Raw genomic sequence first — 15,157 nt, forward strand, 5'->3', positions numbered from 1 at the left:
CGCCCGCCCCTTGGAAACGGTTTCGACAGCCTCATTTCAAAAGCGGCGACCACGATGGGTCGGACCCACCATCGGGTGTGCGCACGGGCCGCAGGTTACGCCCTGAAATGTCCACGGAATAGAGCGAGGACCGCCCGCCTTCTCCTTGAGTTTCGCGGGTGAACATGATCACCCGACCATTCGGCGCCCAGGTGGGGCCTTCATCGAGGAAAGAGGCGGTCAACAGCCGCTCTTCCGAACCATCGGTGCGCATCACGCCGATATGAAATCGCCCCGCGTTCTGCTTGGTAAAGGCGATGAGGTCGCCCCGTGGCGACCAGACCGGCGTGCCATAGCGCCCGGGCCCAAAGGAGATGCGCTGCGCTTCGCCACCGCCCGCGGGCATGATGTAGAGCTGCTGCGAGCCCGAGCGGTCGCTTTCAAAGACGATTTGGCTACCATCGGGCGAGAAGCTGGGCGCCGTCTCGATGGAGGGCGCCGAGGTGAGCCGTGCCGCCCCACCGCCTGCGATATTCATCGCCCAGATGTCGGTGTTGCCGCCCTGGCTGAGCGAAAAGACGATGGTCTGCCCATCCGGCGCGAAGCGCGGTGCAAAGCTCATTGTGCCCTCTTGGCTCTCCAGTGCGCGCCGCTGCACCGAGCCGACGTCGAGCACATAGATGCGCGGGAACCCTGTCTCATAGCTGGTATAGAGCACCCGCCCGCCATCCGGTGAAAACCGGGGCGCCAGCACAATTGCGCTGCTGTCGGTGAGGTACTGCACATTCGCGCCATCGTAATCCATGATCGCCAACCGCTTCTGCCGCGCGTCTTTGCCACCGGTTTCCGACACATAGACCACGCGGCTGTCGAAGTACCCGCCCTCACCGGTGATCCGGCTGTAGACGGCGTCTGCAACCTTATGCGCCATGCGCCGCCAGCCTTCGGTGGTGCCGGTGAACTGCAGCCCATCGCCCATCTCGGCGCCCGAGAACACGTCATAGAGCCGGAACTTCACCGCCAGCTGGTTGCCCTGCACCGAGACCGCGCCAGTGATCAGCGCCTGCGCATTGATCGCCTTCCAATCGGCGTATTGCACAGGGGCCGCAAAGCTGCTGACCTGGCTGATGAACGCACTCGATGGGATTTCCCGGAAGAGCCCGGTGCCCGACAGATCGGCGGAGACCACCTGGCTGATCTGCGCCGCGAGACCGCCCGCATCGCCCGTTTCCGCCTCGAAGACCGGCAGCGCGAAGGGCAAGGGCTCAATGACCCCTTCGGTGATTTCAATCCGCAGCGGGCCTTCGCTTTGCGCCTGTGCCGGAGCTGTCGCGAAAACGCCCAACCCCAAAGCCACACTCAATACCAGTCCGAAAATCTTCATTTGATACGCATCCTTTCGGGATTGAACGTCATCTCAATATCCTGCCACTGACTATATTTTTCCACGGGCAAATCGAAACCGCGCGCGCCACAGCGGATGATCGCGCGGCGCGCCGCCTCAAAGGCCTGCCGCGCCGCCTGCTCGGTGCCGCCCGAGCTCGAGGTCATCCGGATCGAGGAGGTCACGGGCTTGCCGTCCTGGCTCATCGCGACGCTCACTACTACGGTCGTGTTGAGCGCGTCCGTCGACAGCGAACCCACATTCCAACAGGACTGCACCGCCACCCGCAACGCGTCCTTCTCGCCTGCGGTCAGCGGCGGGCCTTGCGGTGTGCTCGGCGCGCTCGACGGCGTGTTCTCTCCGCTCAGCGCCTCTGCCAGTGCCGCGGCCACCGGGTCTTCGGCATCGGGCTCCGGCGTCTCGGCGGCGGGTGAGGCCGGCTCCTCCGTCTCTGCAGGCTGTGCCGTCTGCACAGGCGCGTCCGGACGGCGGGCGGGCGGGCGGATCGACGTCTCGGGCACGGCGCTGGGGCGCTCTGCCTCGGTCACGATCTCGGTGGCTGCGGCTTCAGGGGCCGTCGCCTCGGCGGGCTCCTGCGGGCTCTCTCCCGCCTCATCCGGCGCCACCGCCTCCTGCTCTACAGGGTCGGGGGTCGCCTCGGGGTCCGGCTGGGCGACGGCCTCGGGGGCCACGCGCTCAGCGGCCTCGGGCACGGGCGTGTCGCTCACCTCGGGCACCAGCACTGCGACATCCGCGGGTGGCTCCGGCAGAACCGGCGCCTCATCACTCACGTCCGCTTGCGGCAGCGGTTCGATCTGAGAGACATCCGGCGCGTCCTCGACGCTTGGTGTCTCGGCGGGCGCGGGCACCGATTGATCGTTTACGCTGTCTTCCGTCGCCGCAATCTCGGGCGCATCAGGCGTGACCTCGGGGCTCGAGGGCTGCGCCACCTCGGTGGTGGATTGCGGTGCCTGGCCTTGCGCCACAAGGGCCGCATATTCCGCGCCCGAAATCACCGACACCGGCGTCGCCTCAAACGGCAAAGGTTCCGCCGCAAAGACGTCTCCGAAAATCAGGAGCCCGATCAGAGCCGTGTGACCCGCCCCTGAGATATAGTGGCCGATGTGCACAGCCGGGCCCTACTGGTCCTGACCGTCCAGCGTCGGCCCGCCGATGTCCGTGACCAGCCCGATGTTGGCAAACCCCCCTGCATTCAGCGCCCCCATCACCTCCATCACCTGCGCATAGGGCACCGCGCCATCCGCCCGCAGGAAGATCTGATCGGTCGTCCGCTCGGCGGCGATGGCGCGCAGCTTCGGCACCAGCTCGTCCCGCGCTGTATCGGTGGTCTGAATCTGCACCGCACCCTCAGCGGTGATGGTGATGGTCAGCGGCTCTTCCTGATCGGTCGGCAGCGCGCCCGCCGCCGTCTTCGGCAGCTCCACCGGCACGCCCACGGTCAGTAACGGGGCCGCCACCATGAAGATGATCAGCAGCACCAGCATGACGTCCACAAAGGGCGTGACGTTGATCTCGGACATGGGCGCGGCCTTGGCCCGCCCGCGCCTGCGGCGCCGCGTGCCCTCACCCTTGTTCTGAATGACACCCGCACCCATGGCTCACCCGTCCAACTGGCGGCTGAGGATCGTCGCGAACTCATCCGCAAACGCCTCGTACCCCGAGAGGATCTTATCACAATCTGCACTGAGCTTGTTGTAAAAGATCACCGCCGGGATCGCGGCCAACAGCCCCAGCCCCGTGGCCAGCAACGCCTCGGCGATCCCTGGGGCGACGACGGCGAGATTTGTGTTCTGCTGCTCGGCAATCTCGATGAAGGCGTTCATGATCCCGATCACCGTGCCGAAAAGCCCGATGAACGGCGTCGACGATCCCACCGTGGCCAGCACCGTCAGCCCGCCCCGCAGATAGTCCGCCTCCTTGTTGATCGCCACATCCATCGACCGGTCGATGCGCGAGGTCGCCCCCGCGATCAGCCCGCCATCATCCCGGTGCGAGCGCCGCCATTCCGTCATGCCAGCGGCAAAAATCTTCTCCGAACTGCCCGACGGCGCGGGCCCGATGGTCTCGAACAGCCCATCCAGTGGCTCCCCCGACCAGAATTCGCGATCAAAGGCCTCCGCTTCCGCCCGCGCGCGCCGGTAGACCAACAGCTTCATCACGATGATCGACCACGACCAGAAAGAGGCCACGATCAACATGATCATAACGATTTTGACGATGAGGGTGGCGCGCATGAAGAGCCCCCAGAATGAGAAATCAATCTCATGCGCCAGTGCCAGCGTTTCTGCTTCCATGATGCCTGCTCTTTACTATTCACCGCTCGTGGGTCGTTTGGCCGACCTCAATTTCACGCGATTCTATCGAAGAACAATGCGGATTGCTATCACTATGCTGTCATGACGCCGGGGTTATTGGTAATGCGCGAAGTTCTGCTGGAAGCCGCGCGGGCTTTCCGCCCGGCCCGATACAGGCAATTGTGACCTCTGCAGTAAAGAGGACGTCGCCGCCGCGCCGCACGGTCTGAGACATGATCATGCGCGCTGGCGTCAGCTTGCGGAGCGTGGTCTCGACCTCCAACCGATCATCAAACCGCGCGGGCTGCATGTAATCCGCCTCGACCCGTCGCACGGCAAACACGACACCCTCCGCCTTCATGGCCAGTTGATCGATCCCGATCTCCCGCACCCAGTCGCTGCGCGCGCGCTCGATGTAGCGCAGATAATTGGCGTAATAGACGATGCCCGCCATATCGGTGTCTTCGTAATAGACCCGGATCGGAAAGCGGTGCATGGGCTACTCCCGATGACAGGCGGCGGCCTGCGTCACAAGGTCATCCGGCCCAAAGTACAACGTCTCCGCCGCCAGCACGCCACGATGGTTCTTATAGGTGATCACCATCATCTCATGCCCCTCAAACACATCCTCAACGGTGAAGAGCAAATCAGGCTGACCCTCCAGCGCCTTGGCCCAATAGGCCCGCAGCGCCGCCTTCCCACGGATCACCCCGCTGCCGGTCAGCGCCTGCGCCTTGCGGGAGTGAAACAGGATATCGTCGCTATAGTGCTCGAGAATACGGTCCAGGTCATGGCTGTTCCACCCCGCCTGCCACGCCTTGGCGAAGGCCTGCATATCCACGCTCATTGCATCTGACCCACACGGGCCGCCAGCCGCAGCGCATGGGACGCATCCTGCGCCGCATGGGGCATCACGGGATCATAGGCTGCGCGAATGAGCGCTGAGATCTCGGGCCGCAGAATGGTCTTGTCTCCCACGACCGCAAGCGGCGAGCGCTCCCGAAACGCCGTATCCGACCACAGCAGCACCGATTGCACGATCTGGCTCAGCGCCAGCGTCTCCGCGGGCACCGCGCTTAGATGATCGTCCATGCGCAGGAAGACGAAACAGGCCTTGATCGCGCCATCCGCATCGAAATGGAACACCCGATACTGATTGGCCTCCGCCGCCTTCAGCCGCGCAACCAGAGGCCGCAACTCCAGGATAAGCCGGTCCAAGCCAGGAACCTCCGGCAGCTCCTCCCAGTCGCGAAAGAAAAATACCATGAGGTTGCTGCCCAGCTCCGGGTCGGTCTCGGCCATCTTGTGCCCCGACAACACCATCACCGCCTCGAGCGCGCCCTTGATCACGCTCAGCGTCTCATCGCTGACCCCAAACACCACCGGCGCAATCGGGCGGCCCCAGCGCGCAAAAGCAAAATCGCCACTCTCCCGCGTGAACAGCGCCTCAATCTCGGATGCGTCCATCTTCACCCTTCCACAAATACTCAACTGTCCTGCCGCATCACTCAAACAAATCCGTCTGCCCCCGAGGTGCATCCAGCCCCAGATGCGCCCATCCCTTCTGTGCCAGCATCCGCCCGCGCGGGGTGCGCTGAATAAGCCCCTGTTGCAGCAGAAAGGGCTCGATCACCTCTTCCAACGCATCCCGGCTCTCCGACAGCGCCGCGCTCAAGGTCTCGATTCCCACGGGTCCGCCCCCATAGTTCTCCGCCATCAACAACAGATACCGCCGATCCGCCCCGTCGAGCCCCAGATGATCCACGCCAAGCCGGGTCAACGCCATATCCGCCAGATCGCGGGTCACGGTCCCGTCCCCCTCGACAACGGCAAAATCGACCACCCGCCGCAAAAGCCGCCCGGCGATCCGGGGCGTCCCCCGCGCCCGCCGCGCAATCTCTCGCGCGCCCCCTTCATCCGCGGGCGCCCCCAGCTTGCGTGCATTCCGCTCCACGATGATGAAGAGCTCGTCCTCGGTATAAAACTGCAACCGCGTCGGAATCCCAAACCGGTCCCGCAAAGGCGTCGTCAACAGCCCCATCCGCGTCGTGGCCCCCACCAGCGTGAAGGGCTGCAACTCAATCCGCACGGTCCGCGCCGCCGGCCCCTCGCCAATCACCAGATCAAGCTCAAAATCCTCCAGCGCGGGATAGAGCACCTCCTCCACCGTCGGGTTCAGCCGGTGAATCTCATCGATAAACAGCACGTCGCGCGGCTCCAGATTGGTCAGGATCGCCGCCAGATCCCCCGCCTTCGCGAGCACCGGCCCAGAAGTCATGCGAAAGCCCACGCCCAGCTCCCGCGCCATGATCTGCGCCAGAGTCGTCTTGCCCAAGCCGGGCGGGCCATGAAACAGCGTGTGATCCATCGCCTCACCGCGCTGCCGCGCCGATTGGATGAACACCCGCAGATTGGCCCGCGCCTCTGCCTGCCCCACGAATTCATCGAGCAGCTGCGGGCGCAGCGCCCGGTCCTGATCCTCGGGCAGCGGATCAGGCCGCACGGTGGGGTCGATATCGGTCATCACCTGTCCTGCAAAACCTGCCGCACCCTAGCCTTTGGGCGCCAGCAGTTTCAACGCCGCCCGGATCAGCGCCGGCGTATCCGCCTCAGGTGCCTCGCTTGCGGCCTGAGCCACAGCGCCCGCGGCATCTCCGGGCGCATAGCCGAGATTGCCCAGGGCCGACAACGCATCGGCCTGGGCCGAGGCGGGCGCCTGCGCAGCAGGGGCCGCTGGCGCGGGGGTCTCGATGACCTCCGCGACAGCTTCGCCCGTCGCCGCTGCAACGGTGCCGCCCATCGCCATCACCCCCGGCGCCTTGTCCTTCAGATCCAGCACGACACGCTGCGCGATCTTGGGTCCCACACCCTTCGCCGCCTTCACCGCATTCCAGTCCCCCAGCGCAATCGCCCGGCTCACTCCATCTGCCCCCAAGGCACCAAGAATGGCCAATGACGCCTTGGCGCCCACGCCCTGGACCGAGGTCAGCAGCCGATGCCACTCTTTCTCCACCAGCGTCGGAAAACCGAAAAGCTGCATCAGATCCTCGCGCACCACCAGATCGGTAAACAGCGCCACACTCTCGCCCACACCCGGCAACCCCGCCAGCGTGCGCTCAGAGCAATAGACCAGATAGCCCACCCCCCGCACATCGATCAGCACATGATCTGCAGCACGGTACTCAATCCGGCCGGTGATCTTGCCGATCATGCCCGCGCCCTCTCGATGGCCGCGCCCAGCAGCCCCGCACCGTGATGCGCATGACAGATCGCAATCGCCAGCGCATCCGCCGCATCCGGCCCCGCGATCTCGGTGCCCGGGAGCTGGAGCTGCACCATATGCAGAACCTGCCGCTTGTCCGCATGGCCCACACCCACAACCGTCTTCTTCACCGCATTCGGTGCATATTCACCTACGCTCAAGCCTGCCTGCGCGGGCACCAGCATCGCAATCCCGCGCGCCTGCCCCAGCTTCAGGGTCCCGGCCCCGTCCTTGTTCACAAAGGTCTGCTCAATCGCCGCCTGTTCGGGCGCGAACTGCGCCACCACGGCGCTCAACTGTTGATGCAGGGACAAAAGACGCGCGGCCAGATCAGCCCCGCTCGACTTGCACAGGCCATTCGCCACGTGTGTCAAGCGATTCCCCGACGCCTCGATCACACCCCATCCAAGGGTCCTCAACCCCGGATCGATGCCAATAATCCGCGTCATATGCCCTGCCCCGATCATTTTAGTCGTTTTTTATGCATTAGCACGAAAGGCGAACATCCGCAAAGTGCTTCCGTGCGAACCGGCCCAAGCGGCATCCGGGCTCAAACCAGCCGCATCAGAGGTCAAATACGTCATTTCACCGCCTGTTTTCGACCTTACTGTAAACTGATTTTCTTTTTGTTTACTGCGCGTTAACCACATATCGGACCCATGCGCGGAATGCATATCGACCTTGCGTTTTCACATCTTGCCCAAAAATCAGGCAAGTCATATCTGCGGCTCATAACACACCGGCATGACCGGTTCACCCTCAGATAAAGGACGGCTTCAATGGCTACTTTTGACACTTCCCGCACCACCTATGGCTCCGCAACCGTTGCAAGCCGTTTCTTCAGCATGATCAGCGCAACCATCGCCTCCGTCGTCGCCTGGAACGACGCGCGCGTGACCCGCAACGCACTGGCCGCACTGACCGACCGCGAACTTGAAGATATCGGTCTGAGCCGCGCGGACATCGACGGCGTCGCGGACAGCCAGATCATCCGCTAAACCAGCGCGCGATCTTCACGATCCCACACAGAAAAACCGCTTCTTCCGAAAGGGAGAAGCGGTTTTTTTACCAGTGAACACCTTAGGAGGGACGTTCGTTCACACACCCGAACGGGACCAAGCCCCGTTCGCACAGATCACGGCAGCGCTTTTATGATCATCTCGGCCAATCCACGCGAGATCAGATCAGGCTGCATGGCCCAGGCGGCGGCCTGTTCGAAGACGGTGCCAGCGCGCAAGGCCTCAATCCGGCCTTCGTATGTGCCGAGGCCAGTGGATACGATCATCAGGGATTTGAACAGGAACACGCCTGCGAGCACAAAGACCACCACGCGCGGTCTAAAGGGCAGACGCACGCGTCTGGGCTCGACGGTGATCAGCCCGTCCTTGCCGATCTTGGCCGTATAACCACGCGCCAGCTTCTTGTGCTTATCGCTGAGCGCCGCACGGCGTTTTTCAAATTGAGCGTAATCTGTCACCACACTCTCCTGACGATCAGGCCCCCACCAAAATCTCTTAGAATCTGCGGATAATCCGCCTAAAATTCAAGGCAAATGCCCCAAATGTGGCGGAAATGGGGCAATTAAGGCAGATCTCTACTCAGGGTAAGCGTTGTCCAGTCAACAATCTCTTCGCGGTGCTCCAGATTGATCCCGTGGCGGGCATAAATCGCAATCACCTCATCGGCCTGCTCGTTCAGAATACCGGAGAGAATCGCATGTCCGCCGGGGCGCAGATGGGCGGCCATATCGGGCGCCAGCGCCACCAGCGGACCCTTTAAGATATTGGCAAAGATCAGGTCAAAGGGGCTCGCGGCCCGCAGCTCAGGGTGGTCGAATCCGGCCGCCTCGACACAGCGTACCCGCCCGTCGAGACCGTTGGCCACCACGTTGCTGCGCGCCACCTCCACGGCCACTTCGTCGATATCGCTGGCCAGCACCGGGTTCGGCCAGACACGCGCTGCCGCCATCGCCAGCACGGCAGTGCCACAGCCGATGTCGACAACCGCCTGCCCCACCACGCCCTGCCCCATCAGCCGGTCCAGCGCGCGCAAACAGCCCAGCGTGGTGCCATGGTGCCCGGTGCCAAAGGCCATCGCCGCTTCGATCAGCAACGGTTCTGCTTCGGCGGGCACCTGATCCGCATCATGGCTGCCATAGACGAAGAAGCGCCCGGCCTGCACCGGGGCCAGCTCGCGCCGCACATGGGCGACCCAATCGGTCTCGGGCAATTCCGAGACGACGAAGGGCTTGGCGCCCGTGGCCGCAGCCAGAAGCGCCAGCGCGGTCTCGTCGGGCGGGTCGGTGAAATAGCCCCCCACTTCCCAGAGGCCCGAGCCATCCTCGACCTCGAAGACACCCACACCGGTGGGCTCGGGGTCGAGCTGCTCCATCGCGGCCCCGAGTTTCTCGGCGGCGGCTTTGCCGGGCAGGGTGGTCAGGGCGGTGAAGGTTGGCATCAGCGGCTCCGATAGCGGTCGGGGTTCGGGTAGGGCCGCGGTGGCGGAAGGTCAAGCGTCTCGGGCGGTACGGGGCGCAGCCCCTGCACGAAACGCCAGCCCCAGAGTGCCGACAGCCCGCCTACCAGCGCCCCAGCTGCCGCCTGGCCATAGATCACCCCCGGCGCACCATAAAGTGTGGCGAGCAGAGCCGCGGCAGGCCAGCTCAGTGCGCCATCTTTCACCCAGGTCACCACGGTCGAGCGCCCCGGTTTGCCCAGGTTGTTGAAGGCCGCATTCGAGACGAAGAGCGCGCCGACGAAGATGAACCCGCCGACACCCACGGTGGTGAAGGCCCGGAGCACCTCGGCCCCCTGCCCGCTCAACCCGAAGGCGGCGATGACCGCCGGTGTGGCCAGCACCAGCAGCGCCCAGGCGACGGCAGTATAGAGCGCGCAGAAAATCAGCGCGTCGCGATAGGTCGTGCGCAGCCGGTCGCAAAGGCCCGCACCATAGTTCTGGCCGAAAATCCCACCAATGGCGCCTGACAGCGCGAAAATGCCGCCAAAGGCCACCACCGTCAGCCGCCCGACCACCGCCCAGGCCGCCACCGCATCGTCGCCAAACGGCGCCATCACGATGGTCAGAAAGTAATTGCCCGCCGGTGTCGCCATCTGCGTCGCAATCGCAGGCAGAGCGACGGCCATATAGGGCCGCAGCACGCCGCGTGCCATCGCCAGATCGGGCATTGCGATCAGCCCGTGTTGGTAGGCCGCAAAGAAGAGCCCGAGCCCCATGAGTGCCAGCCGAAACGCAAAGAGGCCAATGGCGGCGCCATCAAGCCCCAGGCCCATCCAGATGATCAGCACCGGGTCAATCAGCATCAGAAGCGAGCCCGAGACCAGCGTCACATACATCGCCTTCGCACCCAGCCCTTCAGCACGCAGCGCGCCGGAGGCAACCATGCCAACCGCCATGAACGGCAGCGACGGGATCGTCATGCCAAGATAGCGCGCTGCCAGCGCCGCCGTCTCACCCGTCGCCCCGGCCAGCGCCACCAGATCATGGCGGAAGAGCACGATCAGCAGCGCAAGCGCGGACTGGATCACAACCGCAATGGCAATGGCCCCACCCGCCTGTCGCCGCGCCGCGGCCCGGTCCCCGGACCCTATGCTGCGCGAGATCAGCGCCGTCGCCGCGATCATCAGACCAACCCCGGAAGAAACGGAGAAGAACTGGATCGCGTAGGCGAAGCCGATGGCCGCGACAAGCGACGGATCACCCAGCTGCGAAATCCACAGTAGGTTCGCCGCATCGACCAGAAAAACAAAGGTGATCCCCATCGCGCCCGTGGCGGTCATCCGCACCACATGCCCCATGGTCGACCCGGTCAGAAACCGCGCATCGCTCATTCCGCGGGCGCAGCAACCGCGCGGGAGAAGATGGTCTCTTGACCGGGTTCGGGATGGCGCGGGATCATCAGCGCCAGCACCAGCGAGACCCCCGCCATACCCGCGGCAAGAAAGAACACCGCCGCAGGAGACGCCAGCCACAAAAGGCCCAGCAGCACCGGCAGGAAGACCGCCGCGATATGGTTGATCGTGAAGGCCACGGCCGCCGTGGGTGCAATGTCACCCGGATCGGCGATCTTCTGGAAATAGGTCTTCAGCGCCAGCGCCAGTCCAAAGAAGATGTGATCCAGCACGTAGAGCGTCGCCGCCACGGCCACGCCCCAGCCCAAGTAATAGACCCCGCCATAGCACAGGAAGACGATGATCAGCCCGATGTATTCGAACCCCAGCGTATTGCGCTCGCCAAAATGGCTCACGGCGCGGCCCAGCAGCGGTGCCACCAGCATGTTGACGATCAGGTTAATGAGGTACAGCAGCGTGATCTCATGCACGTCATAGCCGAACTTCTCGACCATCATGAATCCGGCGAAGACCACGAAGATCTGCCGCCGCGCGCCCGACATGAACTGCAGCGCATAATAGAGCCAGTACCGCCGCCGCAGGATCATCTTCTTGACCTGCGGATTGGGCGCCTCGAACTGCGGGTAGGCCAGCATCGCAAAGGCGGCAATCGCCACGGTGATCCCGCCGCCCACCACGTAAACGGTATTGTACGTGAGCTGCAGCGTGTCCCAGAGCGCCATGATCGCAAGATACGCGACCAGCGTCGCGGCTGACCCCGCAGCAAGCAGCCAGCCGAGCATCTGCGGCGCCTCTTTCTTGCTCAGCCATTGCAGCTGCAGCGACTGGTTGACCGTCTCGTAATAGTGAAATCCGATGGAGCTCAGCATCGTGATCGTCAGAATACCGCCCATCGACGGAAACCATGCCGTCACCGCCGTCGCCGCGCCCAAAAGGATCAGCGACACCAACGCCAGCACCTGCTCGCGCACGAAAATGATGATCGCGATGACCCCGACCGCCAGAAACCCCGGGATTTCGCGCACGGTATGCAGCAACCCGATGTCACCACCATCGAAATTCGCCGCCTCGATGACGAAGTTATTGAGCAGCGCCGACCAGGTGTTGAAGGCAATCGGCATCGCCAGCGCCATGAGAAACAACAGCGCAATAGGCCGCCGCCAAAACGGCAGCCGCTTTGCGTCTGAAAGTCTCACATACTGGGCCATAGCCGACCCATATGCCTTTTGATGCCCCTTGGCGAGATGCAAATAGGCACAGTTGCCCTGCGAAAAAGTTGGGTTTGGCCCGGGGCCGCGCCGCCAAACCGCCAGGGCTCAGTAAAAACTCTGTGGGTCGATATCGACCGCCAGCCGCAGATCGCCCTTCAGCCGCACCTGCTCCACCCAGGTGGCGAGCGCTTTCTGCAGCGGCGCCGATTTCTCCGCCTTCACGAGCAGCCGCACCCGATGCCGTCCCCGCACCCGGGCGATCGGTGCCGGTGCCGGGCCGAAGACCTGCGCGCCGATCGACCGCAAGGGCCGGTCCTGCCGCGCCAGCAGATTGCCCGCGTCAAAGACCTGCGCCACATCCGTCCCGCTCAGGATGATCCCGGCCATGCGCCCGTAGGGCGGCACCCCCGCCGCCTCACGTTCGCGCGCCTCCGCCGCCCAGAACCGCTCCTCATCGCCCGCCAGAATGGCGCGTATCACCGGGTGTTCGGGCTGGTACGTCTGCATCAGCGCCGCACCCGGCTTTTCGGCGCGGCCTGCACGCCCGGCCACCTGGCGCATCAGCTGGAACGTCCGCTCCGCCGCGCGCAGATCGGAGCCCTGCAACCCGAGGTCCGCATCAATCACACCCACCAGCGTCAGCTTCGGAAAGTTATGTCCCTTGGCCACCAGCTGCGTGCCGATGATCACATCCGCCGCCCCGTCGGCGATGCCTTCGATTTCGGCCTTCAGCGCGCGGGCCGAGCCGTACATGTCCGAACTCAAGGTCGCGATCCGCGCCTCCGGGAACAGCACCGCCGCCTCTTCGCCCAGCCGCTCGACCCCCGGGCCCACAGCGGCCAGCTTTCCCTCGACCTCACAGGCCGGGCAGACCTGCGGCATAGGTTTCGTCTCGCCGCATTGGTGACAGACCAGACGTTTCAGAAACCGATGCTCCACCATGCGCGCATCGCAGTGATCGCATCCGATCTGATGCCCGCAGGCGCGGCAGAGCGTGATCGGCGCATAGCCGCGCCGGTTGATAAAGAGCAGCGATTGCTCACCAGCCTCAAGGCGCGCCTCGACCTCGCGCTGCAAAACGCCCGAAATCCACCGATCAGATGGCAGCTGCTCGGCCCGCATATCAATGGCCCGCATCTCGGGCATCACCGCCGGGCCGAAGCGAGATGTCAGCTCCAGCCGCCTGTACTTACCCGCCTCCACATTGGCCCAGCTTTCCAGCGAGGGTGTGGCCGAGGCCAGCACCACCTGCGCCCCGCAGATCGACGCGCGCAGCACCGCCATGTCGCGCGCGTTGTAGAGCACACCCTCCTCCTGCTTGTAGGACGTGTCGTGCTCCTCATCGACGACGATCAGCCCGAGGTTCTGAAACGGCAGAAACAGCGCGGACCGCGCCCCGATCACCAGTTGCGCATCGCCTTGCCCGACCATGCGCCAGATCCGGCGCCGCTCTGTCATCGTGGCCCCCGAATGCCACTCGGCGGGCCTTGCGCCAAACCGCTCCTGCACGCGGGTCAGAAACTCCGCCGTCAGCGCGATCTCCGGCAAGAGCACCAGCGCCTGCCGTCCTGCCGACAGCGCAGCGGCCACCGCCTCCAGATACACTTCGGTCTTGCCCGACCCCGTCACCCCGCGCAGCAGGGTTGTGCCATAGCGCTCCGACCGCACCGCCTCGGCCAGCTGCGCGGCGCCTGCGGCCTGATCCTCCGTCAGCTCCTTGCCGGGCAGCGTCGGATCAAGCCGGGGATAAGGCAGATCGCGCGGGCTTTCCTCCTCGACCACGGCATTCTGCGCCACCAGGCCCTTTACTACAGACGTCCCAACGCCCGCCATCTCGGCCAGTTCCTTCAGCGTGAACGACAGCTCGCCATAATTCGCCAGCGCCTCCAGCACCTTGCGCCGCGCTGCGGTCATCTTGTCGGGCTCCGACGGCCCCCGGCGATAGATCTTGCGCATTGACGGCGGATCGCCCAGCCCCGGCGCCCGCGTGGCCAGCCGCAACATCGCAGGCATGGGCGTCAGCGTGTACTCCGCCGCACGCTCCAGAAAACTGCGCATCTCCGCCCGCATCGGCGCGGCCTCCAGCACCCGGTAGACCGCGCGGATCTTCGACAGGTCATAATCCCCGCGCCCCGGCCCCCAGACCACGCCGATCACCTTGCGCGGACCCAGCGGCACCTCAACGAAAGCACCGAGCGAACAGCCGCCCTCCGGCGCGCGATAGTCCAGCGCCCGCCCCAGCGGCTGCGTCGTCAGAACCCCGATCAGGCAGCCCTCGTCGTAGAATTGCGGCAGGCTCAACAGGCTCACTCTCGAAATATGGCGCTTGAGGGTTTAAGCATCGCAGATCATGCGGTAAAGCCAAGCGCAAGACCGATACCTGTTAGCGTTCACATGTCTGCCGAAAGGACCCGACCGATGAAATTCTTTGTCGACACCGCCGACACGCAAGCGATCTCCGAGCTGAATGATCTGGGCATGGTGGATGGGGTCACCACGAACCCCTCGCTCATCCTGAAATCAGGCCGTGACATCCTCGAGGTGACCAAGGAAATCTGTGACATCGTCGATGGCCCGGTCAGCGCCGAAGTGGTGGCTCTGGACGCCGAGGCGATGATCGCCGAAGGCCGCAAGCTGGCCGAGATCGCGCCGAACATCACCGTCAAGCTGCCGCTCACCTGGGACGGGCTGAAAGCCTGCAAGGTGCTCTCGAGCGAAGGCAAGATGGTCAACGTGACACTCTGCTTCTCGGCCAACCAGGCGCTGCTCGCCGCGAAAGCAGGCGCCAGTTTCATCAGCCCGTTCATCGGCCGGCTCGATGACATCAACCTCGACGGGATGGACCTCATTCAGGACATCCGCACGATCTACGACAACTACGGCTTCGAGACCGAAATCCTCGCCGCCTCGATCCGCTCGGTCAACCACGTGCAGGAGGCCGCGCTGATCGGTGCCGATGTGATGACCGCACCGCCCGAGGTGATAAAGAAGCTCGCCGCGCATCCGCTGACCGACAAGGGGCTTGAGGCCTTTATGGCGGATTGGGCCAAGACCGGTCAGAACATTCTCTGATCGCCGCCGATGAAGACCAGCGCCGTCCAGGCGCTGGCACCCATTGGCAACACCTCGCCGTTCTT

At 64.3% G+C, this 15,157-nt stretch carries 17 protein-coding genes; 2 read left to right on the forward strand and 15 right to left on the reverse strand.

The genetic code is table 11. From position 1 onward, the window contains the following. Window positions 1-31 precede the first annotated feature (31 nt). The 10 genes from tolB to ruvC form a co-directional block, all read right to left on the reverse strand. Complete coding sequence (gene tolB, locus ACVC7O_RS15020; RefSeq protein ID WP_458322926.1) at window positions 32-1,363, reverse strand: Tol-Pal system beta propeller repeat protein TolB; 1,332 nt, start codon at window positions 1,361-1,363, stop codon at window positions 32-34. Next, entirely contained in the window at window positions 1,360-2,493 is a 1,134-nt protein-coding gene (locus tag ACVC7O_RS15025) for an energy transducer TonB (protein ID WP_458322927.1), read from the reverse strand. The genes tolB and ACVC7O_RS15025 overlap by 4 nt, the downstream gene beginning before the upstream one ends. 9 nt (window positions 2,494-2,502) lie before the next feature. Further along, complete coding sequence (gene tolR, locus ACVC7O_RS15030; RefSeq protein WP_458322928.1) at window positions 2,503-2,979, reverse strand: protein TolR; 477 nt, start codon at window positions 2,977-2,979, stop codon at window positions 2,503-2,505. Window positions 2,980-2,982: 3 nt separating this feature from the next. Beyond that, window positions 2,983-3,678, reverse strand: a complete 696-nt coding sequence (gene tolQ, locus ACVC7O_RS15035; RefSeq protein ID WP_458322929.1) for a protein TolQ — start codon at window positions 3,676-3,678, stop codon at window positions 2,983-2,985. Between the two features lie 100 nt (window positions 3,679-3,778). Further along, window positions 3,779-4,174: a tol-pal system-associated acyl-CoA thioesterase gene (ybgC, locus tag ACVC7O_RS15040; protein WP_458322930.1), complete on the reverse strand. Its 396-nt coding sequence runs from the start codon at window positions 4,172-4,174 to the stop codon at window positions 3,779-3,781. A gap of 3 nt (window positions 4,175-4,177) precedes the next feature. Continuing rightward, on the reverse strand, window positions 4,178-4,525 hold the full coding sequence (locus ACVC7O_RS15045) for a nuclear transport factor 2 family protein (protein WP_458322931.1): 348 nt from the start codon (window positions 4,523-4,525) through the stop codon (window positions 4,178-4,180). Then, window positions 4,522-5,145, reverse strand: a complete 624-nt coding sequence (locus ACVC7O_RS15050) for a hypothetical protein (RefSeq protein ID WP_458322932.1) — start codon at window positions 5,143-5,145, stop codon at window positions 4,522-4,524. The genes ACVC7O_RS15045 and ACVC7O_RS15050 overlap by 4 nt, the downstream gene beginning before the upstream one ends. 37 nt (window positions 5,146-5,182) lie before the next feature. Then, window positions 5,183-6,202 carry a Holliday junction branch migration DNA helicase RuvB gene (gene ruvB / locus ACVC7O_RS15055; protein WP_458322933.1) on the reverse strand — a complete coding sequence of 340 codons (1,020 nt, stop codon included), beginning with the start codon at window positions 6,200-6,202 and terminating at the stop codon, window positions 5,183-5,185. Window positions 6,203-6,229: 27 nt separating this feature from the next. Then, the gene (gene ruvA, locus ACVC7O_RS15060; RefSeq protein ID WP_458322934.1) at window positions 6,230-6,889 is read right to left on the reverse strand and encodes a Holliday junction branch migration protein RuvA; all 660 of its coding nucleotides are present in this window, start codon (window positions 6,887-6,889) and stop codon (window positions 6,230-6,232) included. Beyond that, window positions 6,886-7,389 (reverse strand): crossover junction endodeoxyribonuclease RuvC, encoded by a 504-nt coding sequence (gene ruvC, locus ACVC7O_RS15065; protein ID WP_458322935.1) that lies wholly within the window; start codon window positions 7,387-7,389, stop codon window positions 6,886-6,888. The genes ruvA and ruvC overlap by 4 nt, the downstream gene beginning before the upstream one ends. A gap of 330 nt (window positions 7,390-7,719) precedes the next feature. Here ruvC and ACVC7O_RS15070 point away from each other — a divergent pair, with 330 nt between their 5' ends. Next, window positions 7,720-7,938 carry a DUF1127 domain-containing protein gene (locus tag ACVC7O_RS15070; protein ID WP_458322936.1) on the forward strand — a complete coding sequence of 73 codons (219 nt, stop codon included), beginning with the start codon at window positions 7,720-7,722 and terminating at the stop codon, window positions 7,936-7,938. Between the two features lie 137 nt (window positions 7,939-8,075). On the opposite strand, the gene ACVC7O_RS15075 is transcribed toward ACVC7O_RS15070, so the two are convergent. The 5 genes from ACVC7O_RS15075 to ACVC7O_RS15095 all read right to left on the reverse strand — a co-directional run bounded on the left by ACVC7O_RS15075 (window position 8,076) and on the right by ACVC7O_RS15095 (window position 14,321). Further along, window positions 8,076-8,417 (reverse strand): hypothetical protein, encoded by a 342-nt coding sequence (locus tag ACVC7O_RS15075; protein ID WP_458322937.1) that lies wholly within the window; start codon window positions 8,415-8,417, stop codon window positions 8,076-8,078. A 104-nt stretch (window positions 8,418-8,521) separates the two neighbouring features. Beyond that, the gene (locus ACVC7O_RS15080) at window positions 8,522-9,397 is read right to left on the reverse strand and encodes a 50S ribosomal protein L11 methyltransferase (protein WP_458322938.1); all 876 of its coding nucleotides are present in this window, start codon (window positions 9,395-9,397) and stop codon (window positions 8,522-8,524) included. Then, complete coding sequence (locus ACVC7O_RS15085) at window positions 9,397-10,788, reverse strand: MATE family efflux transporter (RefSeq protein WP_458322939.1); 1,392 nt, start codon at window positions 10,786-10,788, stop codon at window positions 9,397-9,399. Before ACVC7O_RS15085 ends, ACVC7O_RS15080 begins: the two co-directional genes overlap by 1 nt. Further along, window positions 10,785-12,017 carry an MFS transporter gene (locus ACVC7O_RS15090; protein ID WP_458322940.1) on the reverse strand — a complete coding sequence of 411 codons (1,233 nt, stop codon included), beginning with the start codon at window positions 12,015-12,017 and terminating at the stop codon, window positions 10,785-10,787. The genes ACVC7O_RS15085 and ACVC7O_RS15090 overlap by 4 nt, the downstream gene beginning before the upstream one ends. A 108-nt stretch (window positions 12,018-12,125) precedes the next feature. Further along, complete coding sequence (locus ACVC7O_RS15095) at window positions 12,126-14,321, reverse strand: primosomal protein N' (RefSeq protein ID WP_458322941.1); 2,196 nt, start codon at window positions 14,319-14,321, stop codon at window positions 12,126-12,128. 117 nt (window positions 14,322-14,438) lie between these two features. Between ACVC7O_RS15095 and fsa the strand changes: the two genes are divergently transcribed. After that, window positions 14,439-15,092 carry a fructose-6-phosphate aldolase gene (gene fsa, locus ACVC7O_RS15100; protein WP_458322942.1) on the forward strand — a complete coding sequence of 218 codons (654 nt, stop codon included), beginning with the start codon at window positions 14,439-14,441 and terminating at the stop codon, window positions 15,090-15,092. Window positions 15,093-15,157: the final 65 nt, after the last annotated feature.

The sequence above is a fragment of the Roseobacter cerffii genome, assembly GCF_054226325.1.

Coding starts and splice junctions, on each gene's coding strand:
- tolB (WP_458322926.1), bottom strand. CDS start 1,363: ATGAAGATTTTCGGACTGGTATTGAGTGTGGCTTTGGGGTTGGGCGTT.
- tolR (WP_458322928.1), bottom strand. CDS start 2,979: ATGGGTGCGGGTGTCATTCAGAACAAGGGTGAGGGCACGCGGCGCCGC.
- tolQ (WP_458322929.1), bottom strand. CDS start 3,678: ATGGAAGCAGAAACGCTGGCACTGGCGCATGAGATTGATTTCTCATTC.
- ybgC (WP_458322930.1), bottom strand. CDS start 4,174: ATGCACCGCTTTCCGATCCGGGTCTATTACGAAGACACCGATATGGCG.
- ACVC7O_RS15045 (WP_458322931.1), bottom strand. CDS start 4,525: ATGAGCGTGGATATGCAGGCCTTCGCCAAGGCGTGGCAGGCGGGGTGG.
- ACVC7O_RS15050 (WP_458322932.1), bottom strand. CDS start 5,145: ATGGACGCATCCGAGATTGAGGCGCTGTTCACGCGGGAGAGTGGCGAT.
- ruvB (WP_458322933.1), bottom strand. CDS start 6,202: ATGACCGATATCGACCCCACCGTGCGGCCTGATCCGCTGCCCGAGGAT.
- ruvA (WP_458322934.1), bottom strand. CDS start 6,889: ATGATCGGCAAGATCACCGGCCGGATTGAGTACCGTGCTGCAGATCAT.
- ruvC (WP_458322935.1), bottom strand. CDS start 7,389: ATGACGCGGATTATTGGCATCGATCCGGGGTTGAGGACCCTTGGATGG.
- ACVC7O_RS15070 (WP_458322936.1), top strand. CDS start 7,720: ATGGCTACTTTTGACACTTCCCGCACCACCTATGGCTCCGCAACCGTT.
- ACVC7O_RS15080 (WP_458322938.1), bottom strand. CDS start 9,397: ATGCCAACCTTCACCGCCCTGACCACCCTGCCCGGCAAAGCCGCCGCC.
- ACVC7O_RS15085 (WP_458322939.1), bottom strand. CDS start 10,788: ATGAGCGATGCGCGGTTTCTGACCGGGTCGACCATGGGGCATGTGGTG.
- ACVC7O_RS15090 (WP_458322940.1), bottom strand. CDS start 12,017: ATGGCCCAGTATGTGAGACTTTCAGACGCAAAGCGGCTGCCGTTTTGG.
- fsa (WP_458322942.1), top strand. CDS start 14,439: ATGAAATTCTTTGTCGACACCGCCGACACGCAAGCGATCTCCGAGCTG.